The organism is Mucilaginibacter sabulilitoris (assembly GCF_034262375.1).
In the GTDB taxonomy this organism is placed as follows: domain Bacteria; phylum Bacteroidota; class Bacteroidia; order Sphingobacteriales; family Sphingobacteriaceae; genus Mucilaginibacter; species Mucilaginibacter sabulilitoris.
In genome coordinates this window covers 3,665,181-3,679,731 of the sequence record NZ_CP139558.1, presented here as the reverse complement: position 1 = coordinate 3,679,731, position 14,551 = coordinate 3,665,181, and the positions used below count along the sequence as shown (strand labels likewise).

At 47.1% G+C, this 14,551-nt stretch carries 13 protein-coding genes; 8 read left to right on the top strand and 5 right to left on the bottom strand.

Annotated features, from left to right (window positions below; genetic code table 11):
- Positions 1–300 precede the first annotated feature (300 nt).
- Together SNE25_RS16080 and SNE25_RS16075 are read left to right on the top strand one after the other, a co-directional pair.
- Positions 301–1,113 (top strand): 3-keto-disaccharide hydrolase, encoded by an 813-nt coding sequence (locus tag SNE25_RS16080; RefSeq protein ID WP_321566127.1) that lies wholly within the window; start codon positions 301–303, stop codon positions 1,111–1,113.
- 434 nt (positions 1,114–1,547) lie between these two features.
- Positions 1,548–1,913: an RNA recognition motif domain-containing protein gene (locus SNE25_RS16075; protein WP_321566126.1), complete on the top strand. Its 366-nt coding sequence runs from the start codon at positions 1,548–1,550 to the stop codon at positions 1,911–1,913.
- Positions 1,914–1,995: 82 nt separating this feature from the next.
- Here the strand turns inward: SNE25_RS16075 and SNE25_RS16070 are convergent, their stop codons facing one another.
- Genes SNE25_RS16070 through SNE25_RS16060 form a run of 3 tightly spaced genes read right to left on the bottom strand, consistent with a single transcriptional unit; the run spans position 1,996 to position 5,848 of the window.
- The gene (locus SNE25_RS16070; protein WP_321566125.1) at positions 1,996–2,490 is read right to left on the bottom strand and encodes a hypothetical protein; all 495 of its coding nucleotides are present in this window, start codon (positions 2,488–2,490) and stop codon (positions 1,996–1,998) included.
- Positions 2,491–2,504: 14 nt separating this feature from the next.
- A complete protein-coding gene (locus SNE25_RS16065; protein WP_321566124.1) occupies positions 2,505–3,044 on the bottom strand; it encodes a hypothetical protein in 540 nt (179 codons plus the stop codon).
- 11 nt (positions 3,045–3,055) lie between these two features.
- Positions 3,056–5,848 (bottom strand): CHAT domain-containing protein, encoded by a 2,793-nt coding sequence (locus SNE25_RS16060; RefSeq protein ID WP_321566123.1) that lies wholly within the window; start codon positions 5,846–5,848, stop codon positions 3,056–3,058.
- Between the two features lie 405 nt (positions 5,849–6,253).
- On the opposite strand from SNE25_RS16060, the gene SNE25_RS16055 reads away from it, so the two are divergent.
- The 6 genes from SNE25_RS16055 (at position 6,254) to SNE25_RS16030 (ending at position 9,934) form a co-directional block, all read left to right on the top strand.
- Positions 6,254–6,763 carry a peptide-methionine (S)-S-oxide reductase gene (locus tag SNE25_RS16055; protein WP_321566122.1) on the top strand — a complete coding sequence of 170 codons (510 nt, stop codon included), beginning with the start codon at positions 6,254–6,256 and terminating at the stop codon, positions 6,761–6,763.
- Between the two features lie 131 nt (positions 6,764–6,894).
- The gene (locus SNE25_RS16050; RefSeq protein ID WP_321566121.1) at positions 6,895–7,740 is read left to right on the top strand and encodes an SDR family NAD(P)-dependent oxidoreductase; all 846 of its coding nucleotides are present in this window, start codon (positions 6,895–6,897) and stop codon (positions 7,738–7,740) included.
- 21 nt (positions 7,741–7,761) lie between these two features.
- On the top strand, positions 7,762–8,676 hold the full coding sequence (locus tag SNE25_RS16045) for a helix-turn-helix domain-containing protein (RefSeq protein ID WP_321566120.1): 915 nt from the start codon (positions 7,762–7,764) through the stop codon (positions 8,674–8,676).
- Positions 8,677–8,748: 72 nt separating this feature from the next.
- Positions 8,749–9,507, top strand: coding sequence for an amidohydrolase family protein (locus SNE25_RS16040; protein ID WP_321566119.1), 759 nt, complete (start codon positions 8,749–8,751; stop codon positions 9,505–9,507).
- A complete protein-coding gene (locus tag SNE25_RS16035) occupies positions 9,419–9,736 on the top strand; it encodes an amidohydrolase family protein (RefSeq protein ID WP_321566118.1) in 318 nt (105 codons plus the stop codon). Before SNE25_RS16040 ends, SNE25_RS16035 begins: the two co-directional genes overlap by 89 nt.
- Before the next feature lie 36 nt (positions 9,737–9,772).
- A complete protein-coding gene (locus SNE25_RS16030; RefSeq protein WP_321566117.1) occupies positions 9,773–9,934 on the top strand; it encodes a hypothetical protein in 162 nt (53 codons plus the stop codon).
- An 85-nt stretch (positions 9,935–10,019) separates the two neighbouring features.
- Here the strand turns inward: SNE25_RS16030 and SNE25_RS16025 are convergent, their stop codons facing one another.
- Both SNE25_RS16025 and SNE25_RS16020 read right to left on the bottom strand, forming a co-directional pair.
- Complete coding sequence (locus SNE25_RS16025; RefSeq protein ID WP_321566116.1) at positions 10,020–10,193, bottom strand: hypothetical protein; 174 nt, start codon at positions 10,191–10,193, stop codon at positions 10,020–10,022.
- A 93-nt stretch (positions 10,194–10,286) separates the two neighbouring features.
- Positions 10,287–14,459: a hybrid sensor histidine kinase/response regulator gene (locus SNE25_RS16020; protein ID WP_321566115.1), complete on the bottom strand. Its 4,173-nt coding sequence runs from the start codon at positions 14,457–14,459 to the stop codon at positions 10,287–10,289.
- Positions 14,460–14,551: the final 92 nt, after the last annotated feature.

Genomic DNA, 14,551 nt, shown 5'->3' with positions numbered 1-14,551 from the left:
ACGACATCCTTTAGCGACACTGTTTAAAGCGGTTTTCCTGAAAGCTATACAATCAAGCAAAAACAATTTGTGATTCCCCTGTTGTATACAAGGACTATGCTCAAGATTATGATTCGGCAGTTGACAGAAAAACGACCATTAATGGATACTAAAAGCCCCTTACTGGCAGCTTAAAGCAAATAAGCCGTAGCGCGTCGGCCAGTACATGATATCCATTTTCCGGTAAGAATGTATCACTAAATCTTGAACTGAATTATACTATTTTTGATTATGGAAACAAATACGTAACACTTTCACTTTATGAAAAAAACATCCTGTCTTTTTTTATTTTCCTGCCTCGCCCTATTGGACTTTACCGGTGTAAAAAAACCGGCCGGCGCCAGCGATGCCCATAACGGCTGGAAGAAGTTATTTAATGGCCATGACCTTAACGATTGGTTTGTCAAGATCAATCATCACCTGGTTGGCGAAAATTTTGGAAATACTTTTCGGGTGGAAAATGGCATGATCAAAATCAGCTATGACCAATATGGCGATTTCAACGATCAGTTTGGTCACCTGTATTACAAAACACCGTTTTCTTACTATCATCTGCGATTTGAGTACCGCTTTGTTGGTAAGCAGCAAAAAGGGGCGCCGGATTACACCCTTCTTAATAGCGGCGTCATGTTTCATTCACAGGATCCACGGACCATGCTCAAAGATCAGGACTGGCCCATCTCGATAGAAATGCAGTTATTAGGCGGCTTTGGTGACGGAAAGCTGAGACCAACGGGAAATATGTGCTCACCGGGCACTGATGTTGTCTACAAAGGAATCATTTCGCCTGATCATTGTATCAGCTCCTCTTCAAAAACTTACGACGGCGAGCAGTGGGTAAAGGGGGAACTGATCGTTCAGGGCAACAAATTAATTACACATATCATCAACGGCGATACCGTGCTGCAATATTCCAGGCCCACCGTTGGGGGCGGCGTAGCGCATGGTTACGATCCTAAGTACAAACAGGATGGAAAATTATTAAGCGCCGGCTTTATCGCTTTGCAAAGTGAAGGGCAGCCTGTCGATTTCAGGAATATAGAGATCAAACAGTTACCGAACACCGATCGTTAACCAACAAGAAAAACCATTTTAAAGCATTTTCGGTATCCTTGTATCTGTTTTTTCTTATTTCTTATTGCATAGGCCGAAGCTTATGAAGATAGCGTCTTCCAATACTAAAAATCATAATCCCGAGGCAAAAAGCCGTTCGCTACAGATCGATTCTGCTGTTGTCACGAAACACCAAGTTACCGTAAAGCAAATTGATAAGCTATTCGGCTACAGCCGGCAGTATCCCTGTTTTGGATGGAGACGAGCAGCTCTTTTATCAGCATCAAAAAATTATCAGCCTGTCTCAGCGTTTTGTGTCAGCAAAAAAGCGATTTCCCGTTTGGAGTTTATTTCCGATTCGCTCTGTTAGCGGCAATGAGAAAACAAGGCTGATGAAGCTATTGTTCTGATGAAGAACGTTGTATCATAAAGTAATCGATATATTTGTAGGCGTTATGGCAAAACTATTTATCGTTGGGTTTCCAAAGGATATGGAAGAGATTGAACTAGTCGAAATGTTCAGTGTGTATGGTATTGTCAATACCGTAACGATTGTCACAGACAAAGAGAGCGGTGTCAGTAAGGGTTATGGTTTTATAACCATGATGGACCAGTCCGGTGCTGACCGGGCGATTGCGGCAATGGATGGCGTGGAAATCGATGATCGCAAAATTAGTGTCCGTATCGCTGATGATAAAAAAACGACCGGAAAGGAAGCGGCGAAGGGCCCTTTTCAGAAGCCATTACCACGTAGTCAGCATTTCGCGGCGCGTGGGGGCCTGCAGGAACCCCCAAAAAAGAAACGCCCAAGACGATCATGACGATCATGACGATCATCAACTTGCCTGTAATCGCGCAGCGGTCTCTACTCAGAAAAACCAGTAAAAACAACTTGTTCACCGGTTAGGAAAGCCCGGAAGTGATTTTCTTGATAAGGCTGAATAATTCTTTTTTCAATTTGTCACTCAAGGGCGTGATCTTTAACTCAAAGCTCCAGCCATCTTTGTCTTTTTTGATATTCAGGTAGGTGCTTAAAACCACCATCGCCAGCGTTGTCAAACTTAATATGGATACGGGGTCAATACTAAAGGACGTTGGTTTTTCTTCCCCGGCGTACCGTTCGGGGTTTATTACGTAATCTTCAAAGGCGTCATCAGCCGCTAAAACCATCAGGGCTTGCTTGGCAATACCTAAATCTTCATCGCTTGCTTGTTCAGTGGATCCAGACGGCGGAGCGTAGTGGCGGAGCAGGTCCTCGAACAGCTGTTTTGAGGGGGCGGGTCTGGTTTGATCGCTAACCTGGTAAAGCGCCGTGCTTTTCAATACTTTCCGCAACAATAGCTCGGCTTGATCCGGGCTTAATTGACTGACTGCTAATTTTTTCTGAGGTACGCCCATTTGATTGACAATTGTTATTTGCTCATTTTGTTTAAAATATTCATCAACACCTCCCTCGCACCTTTTGAACCTAGCTTGATAAACCCCATCAAGGTATTTTGGGTGATATAAATAGCATCGTTTTCACCCAGTTCCCGGACAAAAGTATCAAAGCTGTTTACGACAAGTTTCAAAGTTGCCTGGTCATTGATTTGTTCAAAACTTTGCGCCGAGGCCAGGAACAGCTCACCTGCTTCCGGGATCTGACCGCTGATATACCGGAATTTGGCATACTGGTGCCGGGTGATCCCGGCATCCCTGATTTCTCCAAGCGTGGTAAAGACGATAATCGCCTGGTCGAAATAATGGAACGCGCTTTCGTAGTGTTTTGACCAGGCCTCGATCTCTCCCAGCAAACTTAAGTTCATGGCCCGGCCCGGTTCATTCTTTTCCGTTTGACTTAACGCGATTGCCCGCTGTGCAAAAAGTCTTGCCTCGTCCAGTTTGTTTTCCTGGATTTTTTGCTTGGCCAAATAAAAAAAGTCTCCTGATGACTTTGGTTCCTGGTTACTCATGGGATTATTTTTTATATCCGTGCTGATAATGCGGTTTTCATCTCCTGGTAGGTCTTTAGCAACGCTTTGTCCTTTAAAGTTCGGCGAAAACTTTCAATAATTGCTAATTTTTCTTTGCATCCGGCGAAATGATGTTGTTTTAAATCATGATCAGCCAGCATGATATAATACCAGCCTTGCTGATCGGCTTGTAAAATCCCTTTGCTGGCATTAAAACAGGTCATTGCCTGATGGAGCCAATAACTGATATCATTAAAATCATCCCAGATATGAAGGCGCAAGGCGTAAACCATCAGCTCAAAACAATGGACCAGTTCCCCGCCGGAAAAAAAGAAGTCATATAGCAGCAGGAATTTTTGTTTTGCGGCCGGCTTTCGATTGGTACTGCAAAATTGAATATAGTATTTTGCTAAAAAAACCGTTTGGTCAAAGCGTTTTAGTTTTAATGATTGCCGAATGCCGGTTTCGATCGTACCCATACTGAGGTTAATGGTCTTATCATACCGGTCTTCATAAAAATTGTCAACTGCCCGGAACAACACCTTCAAAAATATCGCTGCATGTTCTTTGTAATGATCCGGGTTAAATTCATTTCTCAAAAGACAGCCTGCAACCGGGTGAAGGCACCACCTGTCAAACAACAAACCGGCAAATTCAAGTTTTTGAAGCGCGGCGTCGGCAATTTCATTTGGATCCGGCAGGTTCATCAGGGTTAACATCTCCTTTAAAAGAAATTCGTCGATCAGCTCCTGGTGGAAAATCAGGAAAGGCGCCAGCTGCCGCACATCGTCATCCTGGAAAACCCGGCCGGAATCCATGATCCGCTGTATGGGGGGACAGGATTTATCCTTTGCCGAAAAATTAAACCCGCCGTTCCTGAATTGATGGTAATAATCATTGGCAGTCTTTCCCTTCGCCAGTTGCCCCAGCACATAAGCAGTCATTACCGGGTGGCCCGCGAGAAAAAACAGGAGGTTTTTATAGTTTTCGGATTGCTCCGCCGCGGCGCGCACCGCAGGGTCCGGGTATTCACTTTCCCACCATTTATTAATGAACTGCCATCTTTCGATATCGTTCAACCCGGTCATCGGCAAGTCGATCACGCGGCTATGGCTATGGAGCCAGGATTGCTTTCCCCTGCCGGAAGCGATTACAACGCTTCCCGTCGCTGTTATTTCCCCAATGAGTTGCGACAAAGCCGATCTGTCCGTATCACGGAACCCTTTAGCATCCGAAAAAGGGGCATTGGCTTCCTGGATATTGTCCATCATGACCCACCTGGGATGGATCGCTAATTCCGTTAAGATAAAGGATTGCAGGGCTTTCTTATTTTCATATGGCACCATATCCTTTTCTGCGGCCAGGGAGCCTGCGAGCGTTCGCAAAACATCCGTTAAATTTTGGCATTTTTCAAAATCGATCCATGAACTGCCGCGCTGATCCCCGGTATCTTTTCGCCAGGTCAGGTACGCCTTAATCAGCATGGTTTTGCCCGCTCCTGCCAGCCCAAAAATAAAAAATGCGCACTGTTTAAGATTGGAAAGCCGGTCAAGGTGATAGAAAAACTTGTCCCTTCCGATGCAATCATCCAGGGTAACCATCGGTAAGGTTTCCAAATTACCGGGCTCGGCCGTACGAATTACCTCGCCTCCCGGAAGGCTGTATTTCCGGTAAAAAACCGGTATGACCCAATCCATCATGTTGACCGTCCCCCCAATGAAGGAACGCGCGGGCTCTTGCCTCATGGACATTTTTCCCATCCGGACGGCGTAACCGGGCCTGAAATGACGGAGTAAGCCGGTATAATAATTCCGGACAAAATGTTCGGCTGCCTCCACAGATAAATTATAGGCCATCGCCGTAACATCCGTAATGCCGGGGTGTAGCAATAACTTTGTAGCTAGTGAAAATGCATCATTATGCGGACTATAGCCTGACATGGCCGAACGGCAGGCATTCATCACGATATGCGCGGGACAATCCGGCCCCAGCGCATCAGATAGCTGATCAGCGCTCACCGGGATTAAGGAAGTGTTGTCTTGTTCCAGCAGCAAATAACCCGCATGGGATACCCCATCTAAGGCCTCGTAAATACCGTGGCAGTCAAAATGAACGACGTCAAATCTTTCAGGGCCGGCCAATATTTCTTTTAAATGGTTCAGTGTGGGAGGGTTTAACAAGGTCAGGCGGATCGCCGCCCCCGCGTTAGACAAGATCCTGCCGATCAGGCGATAATCGATATCCGTCCGGGAGCGGGCGGTTACCAGTAATACATCCAGTTTCTTTGACTGTTGAGGTTGCTGTGTCACGTTCTCCTGCGGGCCGGCACCGGTAAATATTCTTTCAACCGATAGTAAAGCTCCGATGTGTTCGCCGCCGGGATCAATCAGCGCCTCCCAGGGCCAGGACAGGATTTTTGTATTCCGGGAGTGGATTTCTATGCGCGTTTCGTGATCCAATGGGAGGCTTGTACATGCGGTGTATCCTTTCCGCGCGACCTCCGTGTTAAAAAGTAACCGGTAGACTTCTTTGCCCCAATCATATAATGCCTTGAGTACATTTTTCGATTGCTGTACCCGTTCCGGCGCCGGATTTAATATATAGTCTTCAAAATACCACTTAAGCGCATGCGATAAATAGTTTCCCGGGTCTGCCGGTACCGGCCAGTGATCCGGTCCCGGAACTGCGGGCGCATAAGCTATCCGGTAACGGTTTTCCGCTAACGGATAGGCACATTGCCAGACTTCAAAAGAAGGCTCGGCGTCGTTATTGGTCTGCACAATTTCTATTACCGTATGGGTCATGTGGATAAGCAGCTGGATGGATGAAAATACCGGTCATCTTCAATCGCGATCTAGAACCGAATGCTCCGGCGGTCATCTTCGGAATACAAAATGGGGATCACCGATTCAATGTTCATGGTGCGCATTGGTTAATGACTAAAATTAGTCAAAAAAGTTATAATATCACTTTTAATTGATTAGTCGCTGTTACGATGATCTCTGGTTTCCCTTTGTAATCCAGGACCTGGCCGGCTACGGTGATGGTTTTGCCGGCTAAGCAAGGGGCTATCGGGGTAAGCTGTGCCCGGGTTAACAAGGAACATATTGGTCAGGTCTTGTGCTATCGTAAAGCTATATATTTTTTGAGTTTTGACAGTGATGCCCTGCAAGCGGTGAGCCTTTGTTTTTTGTCGTACCTTTGCCCTGATGCAGCAAATCGGTTTCGGCGGTTCATGTCATTGGTGTACAGAGGCCATATTTCGTTCTTTGCGCGGCGTGCAAAAGGTCGATCAAGGTTGGATCGCGTCTGATGGTGGTCATACCCAACCATCCGAAGCGGTGATTGTGCATTTTGACGAAAACGAAATTGATTTGCGAACCCTGATCGCGATTCACTTATACACGCATAGTTGCACCTCAACGCATTCCATGCGTGGCAAGTATCGGTCAGCTGTCTATACATTTGACAAAGAACAAAACAAATTTGCCAAGGCAGCGATCAGGAAATTACAAGCTGACTTCGGTGAGCTCATCATTACTGAGGTTTTACCCTTCGTCACTTTTAAGCTCAATGACGAGAACTACCTGGATTATTATTATAAAGATCCTTCCAAGCCCTTTTGCCAAAACATCGTCAATCCGAAGCTGAGCGCTTTATTGGCGAGGTTTGAAAAGTATATCGCGCCTGAATACCGGGAACAATTGGCCAGGCTGTAACCGTATGACAACTCATCAAAGCCGTTAATCAACCTCAACTCCTGCCCTTTATATTTTTCCCGCATTTCAGTTACAAACACCCGCAATTTAGTTAGCCCCCGTGTTAATTAACGGACGACCTTTGTTTCACTATGGAACAACAAACAAGACCACCAAAGACCTGGTTCATAACTGGCGCCTCCCGCGGGTTCGGCAGGGTATGGACCGAAGCCGCCCTGGAACGCGGCGACCGGGTAGCCGCTACCGCCCGTACACTCGGCAGCATAGCAGACCTTAACAAAAAATATGGGGACAGGGTACTGGCACTCGAGCTCGACGTCACCAATGCAGAACAAGCCAAATCTTCTGTAGAGCAGGCACATGCCCATTTCGGCAGGCTGGATATCGTGCTCAACAATGCAGGTTATTCACTGGTCGGAACCGTCGAAGAAGGCAGCGCTGGCGAAGTGCGTTCGCTCTATGAAACCAACGTTATCGGCCCCCTATCGGTGATCAAAGCCGCCTTACCTTTGTTACGCCAACAAGGCTACGGTCATATCCTGGGTACTTCCAGTAACCTTGGCCATGTAACACTGCCGGTCATCGGCTACTACTGTTCTTCCAAATGGGCCTTCGAAGCGATCCATGAAAGTCTCGCGCAGGAGATCAAACAGTTTAACCTAAAAGTGACGATTATAGAACCGGGTGCCTACGCTACCGAGTTCGGCAGCCAGGAATCGCTTAAATTCGCCGGCGGCATGGATATCTATGAGAATTTTAAAAGTGAGTTTATCAAAGGCCTGCAAGCCCTTAAGAGAGGCGACCCTCAGGCCACGCCGCAGGCGCTTTTCCGGATGGTAGATTCAGACAACCCGCCGCTGCGTTTTAACCTGGGCAGCCATAACCTGGACTGGACGCGCGAGACTTACGATGAGCGCCTTGCCGTTTGGGAGCAATGGAATGACGTCTCGGCCTCAGCGCAGGGCGAACCAAAATAAAATAGCCTTAACTTTGCAAGGATGAAAAAGGAAAAACATGTACCGCAAAAATTCGGTTCGCTGACAGAAGCACTGCAGGCCATGGGACTGCCAAAGCCCCAGCACCCCCTGGTGGCGCTGATTGGCGCCGGCATTGATGTCCAGCCGCCTGCCGGGGGACATGTCCTGAGCTTTTACAAGATTTCCTACAAACCCCGGCTGAGTGGACGCATCCGTTACGGCCAGGGTCATTATGACTTTGACGAAGGCGGAATGTTGTTCGCGTCCCCTGGACAAATTATAGGTGGTAACGAAGAACTGAACAGCGGTGCCTGTTCCCAATATACGCTACTCATCCATCCTGACTTACTTTGGAACTACCCGCTGGCCAGGAAAATCCGTCAGTACGGGTTTTTCTCGTATGCCGCTAATGAAGCCCTCCATTTATCGGAAGCGGAAAAAGCCAAAGTCATGGCTATATTTCAAAATATTGGGGAAGAACTTAGCGACCGCATCGACGAGCTCAGTCAGGATGTCATTATTGCGCAGGTTGAGCTCCTGCTGACCTACGCCGAACGTTTTTACAAGCGCCAGTTTATTACCCGCAAAGCGGTCAACAGCGATTTGCTCGGAAAGCTGGAAAGTATACTCAGTCATTATTTTGCCGGTGCAAATGCGCTCGGCAAAGGTCTGCCGTCTGTGCAGTCCCTGGCGGAACAGCTGAACATCTCACCAAGTTACCTCAGCGATATGCTGCGGGCGCTGACCGGACAAAACGCTCAGCAGCATATTCACAACTGGCTGATTGAAAAAGCCAAGGAGCAACTATCCACCACAAAGCTATCAGTTAGCGAAGTGGCTTATGCTTTAGGCTTCGAACACCCGCAATCTTTCAGCCGCTTGTTTAAAGCCCGTACCGAACTTTCGCCGCTGGAGTTCCGAAAGACATTTAACTGATCAGGTCTTACACCCTGCATTGCGGCCTGAAAGTTGCTTGACTTTCTTTGACTTTTAATTGATCAACCAACTATGCCGATCATAACTCTTGAAGAACACATGTCCTTTCCCGAAATGACAGCGCAAATATCTAAGGAAGCGCTGGCCGGCTTCGGCCAGTCGGAAAGGATGCAGCAATTAACCCCAAAGCTGGCCGACATTACGGGGGAACGCTTAATATCGATGGATGCCTGTGGCATTTCCATGCAGGTGCTCTCCGTAGACAGCTCAGGCGCGAACCTGTTAAGCGCTGAACAAGACCCTCCTTTTGCGCTGAAGTATAATGACCTGATCGCCGAAAACATCAGGGGTTTTGAGCACCGCTTCACAGCGCTCGCCCATCTGCCCATGACAGCTCCCCTTGCCGCCGCCGATGAACTGGAACGGACAGTGACAAAATACCATTTCCGGGGCGCCATGATCAGAGGGCTGACAGCAGATAAATTTTTAGACCAGCCTGAATTTACACCCGTTTTTGAACGGGCAGAGAAACTCGAGATACCGATATATCTACATCCCGGCCTGCCGCCAAAAGGAGTGGCGGACATTTATTACAGCGGACTGCCGCAACATTCCGGTATGGCAGAAGCCTTGGCTTGTTACGGATGGGGCTGGCATTCGGAAACCGCGTTACATGTTTTACGCCTGCTTTATGCGGGAACTTTTGATAAATACCCCAGACTCAAACTGATTATTGGGGCACATGGGCGAAATGCTGCCCATGATGATGGCGAGGTCAGAAAGAGCATTCCGGCCCGGGAACGGCGGTGCCAATCAACGTACGCTTACTGATACTTTCCACCAGCAGCTTCATATTACCACCAGCGGTTTTTTCACCCAGCCGCCGCTCCGGATCGCATTAGACACCTTTGGTATTGATAACATCCTGTTTTCCGTTGACTATCCTTTCAGCACCAACGAAATGGGCATCCTGTTCCTAAAGGAGACCAGTCTGCCTGATGACCCGCTGGCAAAGATCGCTCACGGTAACGCGTACAAACTACTGAATTTAAAGAGCTGAATACCGGATTGGCACAACCTTAGTACATCACTTAATATGCAAATCGTACACATCAACCACCATCAAACCGTTAAAACAGCCGCGAACAAGATCATTGACCTTTTCAGCAGGGAAACGGTGAAGCTAAGAACCATTTATCACCACCTGTATGGCGTTGTCGACACAGACACCAGGCAGTTTACAGGCTTTATCGCCTGAACGGGACTGTATAGTAACAAGGACAATACAACATCACTGAGTCATACTTATAGCCTCTCCGGATAAATAATTAATTAAGGTACAACTATTTACCAGACTTGTTGTTTAGATCATAACCAAACATTCTTCTGCAATGAATAAATTCTTTAGGGCTATTATCGCCGCTTGGGGCGCCAAAAAACTGGGAGGTGGCTGCCTGTCCACCATTATTATCTTTATCATCATTTATGTAGTCCTGGGTAAGTGTAGTAACACACACGCCACTCCGGCAAAAGTGGTGGCAGTTTGCGGAAAAGCGCGTTGAAAATCATGATGACCTGTCCGGACCTTTTGTTTATTGATTTAGGACTTTTTATTTATGAAGAGGTTCTTTGCTCCATTTTTTCAGCACTTCTATTAAAGCATTTAAGTTGACCGGTTTGCTCAGGTAATCATCCATACCAGCCTTTAAGCATATCGCCCGGTCCTCCTGCATGGCATTCGCGGTCATGGCAATGATCACCGGCTGGAAGGCGTTTTGCTTTCTGATCCTCCTCGTTGCTTCATAACCATCGATTTCAGGCATCTGGATGTCCATCAGGATGAGCCCGTAATCCTTCCTTTGTAATAAATGAAGGACCTCAGCGCCGTTTAAGGCGACATCAGGTTCATAACCCATTTTTTTCAGCAAGTGCACGGCCAGCTTTTGATTGATCAGGTTATCCTCGGCGATCAGGATAGACAATGGGTACTTCTGACTGAACTCCACGGTGAAAATCACTTGTTGATCAAGGTCTGGTGCAGCATCAGGTAAAACGAAACCCGTAAACTGATTTGCGATGGCCTTGAATAACGCGTCGTATTTAACAGGCTTGGTCAGCACAGCATCAACGAAACGGTAATAATCCCTCTGCTGTTCATGACCGGGAAAACTAAGCAAAATAATACGAAGCGAGGGCATGGCCGCCCGGGCCATTTTTGACAGCTCAACCCCGCTCATCCCGGGCATGTTTTGGTCAGTTACCAATAAATCCACATCAGGGTGTTCAGACAATAACTTCATCGCCGCCGCGCCTGATTCCGCAGGCAGTGGCACAAAGCCATATTTTTCCAGCCGCTGCTTCAGGATATCGCGGCTGGTCCCGTTATCGTCCACGATCAGGGCCAGCTTACCCGGCCACCGTAGCGGATTTGTAATTTTCCCGGCGGGAATTACCCTTCCCTCTTTTAAGGGGATATCAAAAGAAAAAGTGCTTCCTGATCCAAGGGCGCTAAATACCCTGATCTTTCCGTCCATTAGTTCAACGAGTCTTTTGCTAATGGCAAGTCCGAGCCCGCTGCCGCCGTATTTTCTCGTGGTTGTGGAATCGCCTTGCGAAAACGCTTTGAACAACCGGTCTATTTTGTCCGGGGCGATCCCGATCCCGGTATCCTTTACACGGAATTCTAATATCGTCCTGCCGGGTTCTGCACCGCATATTTTTATTTCCAATAGTATATCACCGGAATCTGTAAACTTTACCGCATTACCAATCAGGTTGAGCAGTATTTGCCTCAGCCGCAGTTCATCGCCGCAGATAATGTCCGGCACACCGTCGCCTATATGGTAAACCAAATCCAGGTTTTTCCGGGCTATGCTATCTGCAAAAACGTCAATGGCCCCTTCCACGCAATTTTGCAGGTGAAAGTCCTGCGAATCGAGTTCCATGTGTCCGGCTTCTATTTTAGAAAAGTCCAAAATGTCGTTGATGACTGCTAATAACGCGTCGCCGCTGTTTTTGATCGTCTCCGTATATTCCTGCTGCTCAGGGGTCAGGGAGGTACCGGATAAAAGCGCCGCCATTCCCAGTACACCATTCATAGGCGTCCGTATCTCGTGGCTCATCGTGGCCAGGAAAAGGCTTTTAGCAACGTTAGCCTGTTCCGCTTCTTCCCGGGCCTGCTCCGCCTCTTCCCGGGCGCGGTGTTCGTCGATAGTCTTGCGGTCCAACAGCTTCGTTCGTTCCCTAACCTGTCGTTCCAGAACCTGCTGCCGCAATTTATTGACGCGCATCCGGTACCGGTTGCTGGAATACAGAGCGATGCCTATGCAAAACAAAATCAAAAACTTAAACCACCAGGTAAGCCAGAACGGCGGCACAATCGTAATCTGCAGCGCCGTCTTTACCGGCGACCAAAGCCCCCAATTGTTCCGGTATTTGATTTTAAACAAGTATTTTCCGGCAGGTATATTGGTGTAAAATGCCGTATTCCGTGCCCCCACATAGTTCCAGTCTTCATCAAACCCGTCCAGTTTAAAAGCATATTGCTTTTTATCAGCCGTACCGTAATCTAATGCGGCATATTCGAGCGAAAAGAAAGATTGCTTATAGCTCAGGGTAATTTTTTTCGCATCGGCAATGTCTTGCTTTAAGGGAGAAGGATCCGTCTTATCCCTTGCAGGAGCCAGGGGCTTATTAAAAACCTGGATGGAGGTAACCGTTAAAGGGAGAAAACCCGCTGGTTTTAATACACGAGACGGATAAAAAGCGTTAAAGCCATTTGTGCCCCCAAAAAACAACTGGCCATCGCTGCTTTTTAACGCGGCATGGGGTTTAAACTCATCACCCTGCAAACCATCTTCAATGGTATAATTGGTAAAGTTTTTTTTTGTTCGGTCATATTTTGACAGGCCGCTGTTAGTGCTTATCCAGAGATCGCCGCCATCATCTTCTTTAATAGCGTATATTACATCACTTGGTAAACCACTTTTTATCGTAAAAACCGTAAAGTGCCGGCTGGCCACATCCAGCAAATTCAATCCGCCTATGGTGCACAACCACAGATTTCCCCTGCTGTCCTCCAAAATATCAGTTACCGTATTGTTACTCAAGCTGTTCGCATGGTCACTGTGCTCAAAATGGCTGAACTTGCCAGTTTTGCGATCCAAAAGGTCGAGGCCCGCATCATTTGTTCCGATCCATAAGTTACCCAAATGGTCCTCGCATAAATCGTAAATCCTGTCGCTGCCAATACCGTCAGGGTTATCTGTACTGTACCTGAAGTGTTTAAATTGACCAGTCGCGGGATCATAACAGTCCAGGCCGTCGTTAAACGTGCCGAGCCATGTCTTTTTATCTTTTGTCTGAATAATACTATAGATATTGTTGCCGCCGATGCCTTGTGGGTTATCGGGTTCTTTTTTTAGATTTTGGAATAGATGAGTCTTCGGATCATATATACTCAGGCCATCTCCCCAGGTACCTATCCATAAGCGGCCATCATCAGCCTGGTTCATTGTAATAATATAATTACCGGCTATGCCGTTTTTACCCACAGGCTGTTGCCGGTAGTGGCTAAAAGTTCCTTTCCCACGATCGAACAGGTCAAGCCCGCCCCCATCTGTCCCCAACCAGATGTGCTTGTCTTTATCCTCGAAAATATTCAGCACGAAATTGTTAGACAAACTCCCGGCCGACGAATTATGCCGGTACATCGGAAAACTGGCGACTGTTTTTTTATATAAATTAACTCCCCCGCCAAAAGCGCCCAACCACATGTTACCCGACTTATCTTTACAAAGCGCGTTGATATTGGTACCTCTTATGCTGTTTTCATCTATTTCATCATGCTGATATAGATAAAATGCACTCGTGGTTTTATCCAGCACCGCCAGCCCTCCATGCTCCATACCGACCCAAAGGTTGCCCAGGTCATCTTCACTCAAACTGTTGATGGTATTTACGGACTTATCGCCTGTAGTTTTTGGTATATTTTTAAGATGACTGAATATCTTATCGCGGATATCAAAACGAAAGACGCCCGTGGATTCGGTACCCAAAAACAAAACGCGGGATTTGTCTTCATAAATACAGGTGATGGGGTTTCCGGTACCCTGTCCGAATTTCAAAAACGCATTTTGAGCAGGCTGATAAAGTTCTAATCTCCCCGACGCGGTCCCTACCCAAAGATGGTGCTGCGAATCCTGCTGTATAGCCAGCACATTGTTATTGCTCAGACTAAGCGCGTTGGCCTTCTGGTGGACATGGTGCTGAAACATACCTTTTTTGCGATCAAAATAGTCCAGGCCCCCGCTCTGTGTGGCGATCCATAAATTATCTTTAAAATCAAGGGCAATCTTATTAATGGTATTAGCTGCTAAACTATGAGGGGCTTTATCATTATGGAGATACCTGGAGAAGCGCCCGGATTTTATTTCCAGCTTGTTTAAACCACTTTTTGTGGCTACCCATATATTGCCGGTGTGGTCAACTACAATATCACTGATGACGTCATTACTAAGGGAGTTGCTATCCTCAGGGTCATGATGATAGCTGATAAATTTGTAACCGTCATACCTGTTCAACCCGTTTCCGGTTCCAATCCACATAAATCCCCGGCTGTCCTGGACGATGCAGCTTACATCAATTTGCGATAATCCCGCTCTTGTGCCTATATGTTCGAATTTAAGACTCTGATGTTGCGCAAAACACGCAACCGGTATCATTAACCATACCAAAAGCACGACAAATCTAAACAGGTGGACAAGCGCCCGGGTCCTAATCATTAAAAATATAAATGTTAAATATAAGCCTCACAGACAACAGGTAAACAAACGGATTGATTTGTTGTATACGAATCCCCTTTCAACAAGTTGCA